This is a genomic window from Micromonospora sp. DT4 (assembly GCF_049841675.1).
Taxonomy (GTDB): Bacteria; Actinomycetota; Actinomycetes; order Mycobacteriales; family Micromonosporaceae; genus Micromonospora.
In genome coordinates this window covers 1-5,357 of record NZ_JBNCKT010000198.1, presented here as the reverse complement: position 1 = coordinate 5,357, position 5,357 = coordinate 1, and the positions used below count along the sequence as shown (strand labels likewise).

Here is a 5,357-nt window from a genome sequence, read left to right as displayed (position 1 = left end):
CCAAGATCATGCCAGCCACAGCCACCACAGTAGACCGCAGCCCCGCTCAGCCGATCAACTCAAGCTGAATACGTACCGAGCAGGCCCTGCCGATCGAGGAACGCGTTGTAGCCGCCGCCACCCGTACCGATCCGGATCGGCAGCACGGGATAGAGGCAGGCCGCCACGGTGAGGGCGGCCAGCGCCCAGTCGGCGACGGTGGGCCGGGTGCGTCCGGTGCTGTCGGCGGCTTGTCGCGGCCCGCGCAGACGGGCCCACCGCGGCAGGTCGGCCGGGTAGGCGAGGAAGACCAGCGGGAGTACGCCGGCCAGGAAGATGATGAGGTAGTACTTGCTGCCCTGCGACAGTGGGCGGAACACCTGCCAGAGAGACAGCGCGCCGACCGCCAGCGCCACCGTGCCGAGGAGCAGAGCCGCCGCCCCGGACAACACCCGGCCGGGCTTCTCGTCCTCGAACTGGGCCGCCAGGTCCCGGGTCGCCTGCCTAGCCGCGCCGTCGGCCCCGGCTGGTTCGGCGGCCCCGGCCGGTTCGGCGGGTTCGGCCAGTAACGGGGGCTCGGCCGGTGGACGTGGTCGGGGTGGTCCGTCACCGGTGCTCGTGGCGGCTTCGGCGTTGGCGTTCGTGGCGGGCTCGTCGACGGATGAGTTGGCTGGTCGGGCGGTTGACGGCGAACCATCGGGCGAGCTGACGGGCGACACAATGGGACGATACCCGTCGATCGGCTGATCGGGTGTGGCATTGATCGGCGTTTCGCATCCGGCGGGTCGGGCGCACGCGTATTTGCGTGGAGGGGTGTCGGACCTGGCGGTTAGGGTCGGGCGGTGACTACCGGGCGACCACTGATTGAGGCTCGTGGGCTGGTGAAGCGCTTCGGTGACTTCGCCGCTGTGGACGGCATCGACGTCGAGGTGCAGTCGGGTGAGGCGTTCGGTTTCCTCGGGCCGAACGGCGCGGGCAAGTCCTCCACCATGCGCATGGTCGGCTGCACCTCCCCACCGAGCGACGGTGAGCTGCGCATCCTCGGCCTGGACCCGGTGGCCGACGGGCCGGCGATCCGCGCCCGCCTCGGCGTGTGCCCGCAGCTCGACAATCTCGACCCGGAGCTGACCGTCCGGGAGAACCTGACCGTCTACGCCCGCTACTTCGGCGTCTCGCGGCGGGCGGCGCGGGCGAGGGCCGACGAACTGCTCGACTTCGTGCAGCTCACCGAGCGGGCCGACAGCAAGGTCGATCCGCTCTCCGGCGGGATGAAGCGCCGCCTGACCATCGCCCGCGCCCTGGTCAACGATCCGGACATCGTGCTGCTCGACGAGCCGACCACCGGGCTCGACCCGCAGGCCCGGCACCTGGTGTGGGAGCGTCTGTTCCGGCTGAAGCAGCAGGGCGTCACGCTGGTGCTCACCACGCACTACATGGACGAGGCCGAGCAGCTCTGCGACCGGCTGGTGGTGATGGACGGCGGGCGGATCGTCGCCGAGGGCTCACCCCGGGCGCTGATCGAGCGACACTCCACCCGCGAGGTGGTCGAGCTGCGCTTCGCCGCCGAGTCGCAGGCGCCGTTCGCCGACAAGCTCGACGGTGTGGGGGAGCGGGTCGAGGTGCTGCCCGACCGGGTCCTGCTCTACGTGCCCGACGGCGACGCGGCGGTCGCCGAGGTGACCGCGTTGGGGCTGCAACCGGCCAATGTGCTGGTGCGGCGCAGCAGCCTGGAGGACGTCTTCCTGCACCTGACCGGCCGTACCCTCGTCGACTGACCAGCCGCGCCGCAGATCTTGGACACTCTCCGTTAGCTGCTAACGGAGAGTGTCCAAGATCTGCTCTCGGTGCGTAGCTGCTCATCGGGCTCTGGCCCAGGTGAGGAAGCGGTCGGTCAGCGGATCGGTGCCGGGGAGGTCGCCGGCCGCCTCGTCCAGCAGCGTCGCGAGGTAGACCAGCAGGCCGGTCCGGTTCTCGCGGTACTGGCCGAGCAGCGCCAGCCGCGCCGGCGAGCACGGCCACGCCGCGCCGCAGACCCGGCAGCGCCACGACGGACGCGCCGCCACGTGTGGGCGGTAGCGGGGCATCGGCGCCTCCCATAGTCGTAGCCGGTGTGCTCGATGGGTGGGAGCGCCCCGTATCGGGGGTCACGGGGCGCTCCCGGCCTGGTTCCGCCCGCCGTCCGATCCCGTGAGCGGTTCCGCTGCGTGACAGTCTGGTGCTGGTCCGACTACGGTGGGAGGTTCCGCGCGCCGACGACCAGCGCGTACGACGGTCGGCCCGGCACGGTACGACGATGTACGGAGGTTGTCCGTGGAGAGTTCGTCCATGCTGGAGCACTTCGCGGAAGAGCTACGGCTGGCGCGGGCAGTCGGTGGCCTGTCCCAGGCGGCGCTCGCCGAGGCGTTGAGCTACTCGGGTGCGCTGGTCGCCAAGGTGGAGACCTCCGAGCGCCGGCCGAGCCTGGACTTCGCACGTCGCTGCGACGTCGTGCTCGCAGCCGACGGCAGGTTCGAACGCATCCAACGCCGGATCAGCCGGGAGACCGTCGTGCCGTGGTTTCGCGACTGGGCGGGCATCGAGCAGGAAACCACGGCACTGCGGTGGTTCGAGCCGCTTTACGTGCCCGGTCTGGTCCAGACCGAGGGTTACGCCCGCGCCGTCCTGGCCGGTGCCGGGCTCTTCGCGGCGGACGAGGTCGAGCAGCAGGTGACCGCTAGACTCGACCGGCAGAGTGTGCTCACCCGGGATCGTCCGCCGCTGCTCAGCGTGGTCGTCGACGAGTACGTGCTGCGCCGCCGCGTCGGCGAACCGGAGGTGATGCGCGAGCAGTTGCGGTACCTGGTGAAGCTCGGTTCGGCCCTGCCCCGGCTCAGAATCCAGGTAGTGCCACTGTCCGCTGCTGCTTACGCTGGGCTCGATGGTCCCTTCGTGATCGCCACCGCGGCAACCGGTGAGGATGTCGTCTACCTCGATGGGCAGCGTCATGGGCAGGTCATCGACCGGTCCGAGTACGTCCGGCAGATGGTCGAGGTCTGGGAGTCGATCCGGGGTGAGGCACTATCGCAGCAGCAGTCCCTCGACCTGATCGCGGAAGTGGCGGAGACATGGAATTGACCGGTGCCCGGTGGCGCAAGAGCAGTCGCAGCAACGGCAGCGGCGGCGCGTGTGTGGAGGTTGCCGACAACCTGTCGGGGCTGGTGGCCGTACGTGATTCGAAGGACCCGGATGGCCCGGTGCTCGTCTTCGAGCCCGAGGCGTGGCGCGCGTTCGTCGGCCTCGGTGCCGGGGTCCGATAGGTCGCCGGGCGGTCGCGCGGGCCGCCGGCCTGGGCCCGCACAGCCCCAAGGTCCACTCGGTCTCCTGCAAAGCGGGGTGTCTGCCGGACCGGGACACACCGCTTCCCGGGAAACCGGGCGGTCCGGCGCTGGTCTTCACGCCCGACGCGTGGCGTGCCTTCGTCGGGTCGGGCGCCGCCCGTAGAGCGTGATCCACACCAGATCACCGATGTGGGGGTGTCCGGGCGATGGGATGCCGTCACGTCGCCGATCTGGAGTGGATCCCCGCGCGGGAGAGCCGCTGGCACGGCGCGCGGACCCGGCCGAAACCCCGGCGACACCTCGACGGGGTCGCCGTAGGGTGACCGGGCGACTTGTCGTACCCCGGGGGTAGGAAGGTCGGGGACGGGGGTGGTCATGGTGGGTGTGGCGAAGCGGGCGCGGGCGCCGTGGGCGCCGGCGTTCGCGGTGTTCGGCTACTACCTGGTCGGGCTGCGGCGCACCTGGCGGGCCGGGGTCTTCTCGTCGTTCCTGCTGCCGGTGCTGACCGTACTCGGGTTCGGTGTGGGCGTCGGGGGTTACATCGACCAGGGCATCGACGGGGTGCGTTATCTCGACTGGCTGGTCCCCGGGCTGATCGCCTCGACCGCACTCCAGGTGACCGTGGGCGACTCGACGTGGCCGGTGTTCAGCAACTTCCAGTGGATCAAGAGCTACCAGGCGCAGGGCGCGTCGCCGCTGCGCGTCGGCGACATCCTGGCCGGGCACCTGGCCTTCGTGCTGTTCCGGGTGATCACCACGATCGCGGTGTTCCTGCTGGTCACCGGGTTGTTCGGGGCGCTGCGGTCACCGTGGGCGGTGGTCACCCTGCCGGTGGTGGCACTGCTCGGGCTGGCCGTGGCCGCGCCGACCTTCGCGTACGCCGCAGTGGTGTCCAGTGACAGTTGGCTGGCGATGCTGTTCCGGTTCGCGGTCATCCCGATGAGCCTGTTCGCCGGGGTGTTCTTCCCGGTCGAGTCGCTGCCCGACGTGCTGCGGTGGCTGGCGTACGCGACACCGCTCTGGCATGCCGTCGACCTGTGCCGGGCGGCCACGCTCGGTGTCGCCCCACAGTGGTCGATCGTCGGTCACCTGCTCTACCTGGCCGCCTGGGCGGTCGCCGGGTGGCTGCTCGCGCTGCGCACCTTCCGCCGCAAGCTCGTCGTCTAGGGGGTTCCGTGGTCACGCTGGTCCTGCCCCGGCTGGTCGACGTCTCCGGCGCGTCCCGCCGGTCGGCGTCGGTGATCGGGCGCAACGTCGCGGCCCTCAAGCCGGTCTACTGGCTGCTGCTGCTCTCCGGCTTCGTGGAGCCGCTGCTCTACCTGTTCTCCATCGGCCTGGGCGTCGGGACGCTGGTCGGGGACCTGCCGCTGCCCGATGGGCGGCTGGTGTCGTACGCCGAGTTCGTGGCCCCGGCGATGCTGGCCTCCTCCGCGATGACCGGGGCGCTCTCGGAGACCACCTTCAATTTCTTCGGCAAGATGAAGTACATGAAGCTGTACGACGGGATGATCGCCACCCCGGTCCGGCCGTTCGAGATCGCCCTCGGTGAGCTGGGGTGGGCGATGCTGCGCGGCAGCGCGTACTCGGCGGCGTTCCTCGGGGTCATGGTCGCGCTCGACCTGACCACCGTGACCCGGGCCGTCACCGCGCTCCCGGCGGCGGTGCTGGTCGGGTTCGCGTTCGGCGGGCTCGGCATGACGGTCGCCACGGTCATGCGCAGTTGGCAGGATTTCGACCTGGTGGGGTCGGCCCAGTTCACCCTGTTCTTCTTCTCGGGCACGTTCGTGCCGGCGCAGGCCTATCCGACCCTGCTGCACTGGCTGGTCGAGGTCACCCCGCTGTACCGGGCGGTGCACCTGATCCGCGGGGTCACGCTGGGCCTCGGCGGCTGGCTCTGGCTGCTCGACGTGCTCTACCTGCTGGCGATGATGGCGGTCGGGCTGCTGGTGGCCTCGCGCCGGATGGGCAGGTTGCTCTACAAGTAGGGTTATTGACCCGTAAGGCAAATAGTTGATGGTCAGGAGGCGGCGTAGCGGACTTCGGGCTTGCGGAACAAGGATT

General features: G+C 70.2%; 7 protein-coding genes. 5 read left to right on the top strand and 2 right to left on the bottom strand.

Translation table 11 applies throughout. The features are described from left to right. Positions 1-59: 59 nt before the first annotated feature. A complete protein-coding gene (locus ACLQ24_RS28410; protein WP_425894810.1) occupies positions 60-698 on the bottom strand; it encodes a hypothetical protein in 639 nt (212 codons plus the stop codon). A 123-nt stretch (positions 699-821) separates the two neighbouring features. Here ACLQ24_RS28410 and ACLQ24_RS28405 point away from each other — a divergent pair, with 123 nt between their 5' ends. After that, positions 822-1,754 carry an ABC transporter ATP-binding protein gene (locus ACLQ24_RS28405; protein ID WP_425894809.1) on the top strand — a complete coding sequence of 311 codons (933 nt, stop codon included), beginning with the start codon at positions 822-824 and terminating at the stop codon, positions 1,752-1,754. Between the two features lie 81 nt (positions 1,755-1,835). Here the strand turns inward: ACLQ24_RS28405 and ACLQ24_RS28400 are convergent, their stop codons facing one another. After that, positions 1,836-2,063, bottom strand: coding sequence for a flavin reductase (locus ACLQ24_RS28400; protein ID WP_425894808.1), 228 nt, complete (start codon positions 2,061-2,063; stop codon positions 1,836-1,838). 226 nt (positions 2,064-2,289) lie between these two features. Between ACLQ24_RS28400 and ACLQ24_RS28395 the strand changes: the two genes are divergently transcribed. The 4 genes from ACLQ24_RS28395 to ACLQ24_RS28380 all read left to right on the top strand — a co-directional run bounded on the left by ACLQ24_RS28395 (position 2,290) and on the right by ACLQ24_RS28380 (position 5,281). Continuing rightward, complete coding sequence (locus tag ACLQ24_RS28395; RefSeq protein ID WP_425894807.1) at positions 2,290-3,093, top strand: helix-turn-helix domain-containing protein; 804 nt, start codon at positions 2,290-2,292, stop codon at positions 3,091-3,093. Beyond that, a complete protein-coding gene (locus ACLQ24_RS28390) occupies positions 3,084-3,275 on the top strand; it encodes a DUF397 domain-containing protein (RefSeq protein WP_425894806.1) in 192 nt (63 codons plus the stop codon). The genes ACLQ24_RS28395 and ACLQ24_RS28390 overlap by 10 nt, the downstream gene beginning before the upstream one ends. Before the next feature lie 396 nt (positions 3,276-3,671). Further along, positions 3,672-4,463: an ABC transporter permease gene (locus ACLQ24_RS28385; RefSeq protein WP_425894805.1), complete on the top strand. Its 792-nt coding sequence runs from the start codon at positions 3,672-3,674 to the stop codon at positions 4,461-4,463. 8 nt (positions 4,464-4,471) lie between these two features. Then, positions 4,472-5,281 (top strand): ABC transporter permease, encoded by an 810-nt coding sequence (locus ACLQ24_RS28380; RefSeq protein ID WP_425894804.1) that lies wholly within the window; start codon positions 4,472-4,474, stop codon positions 5,279-5,281. Positions 5,282-5,357: the final 76 nt, after the last annotated feature.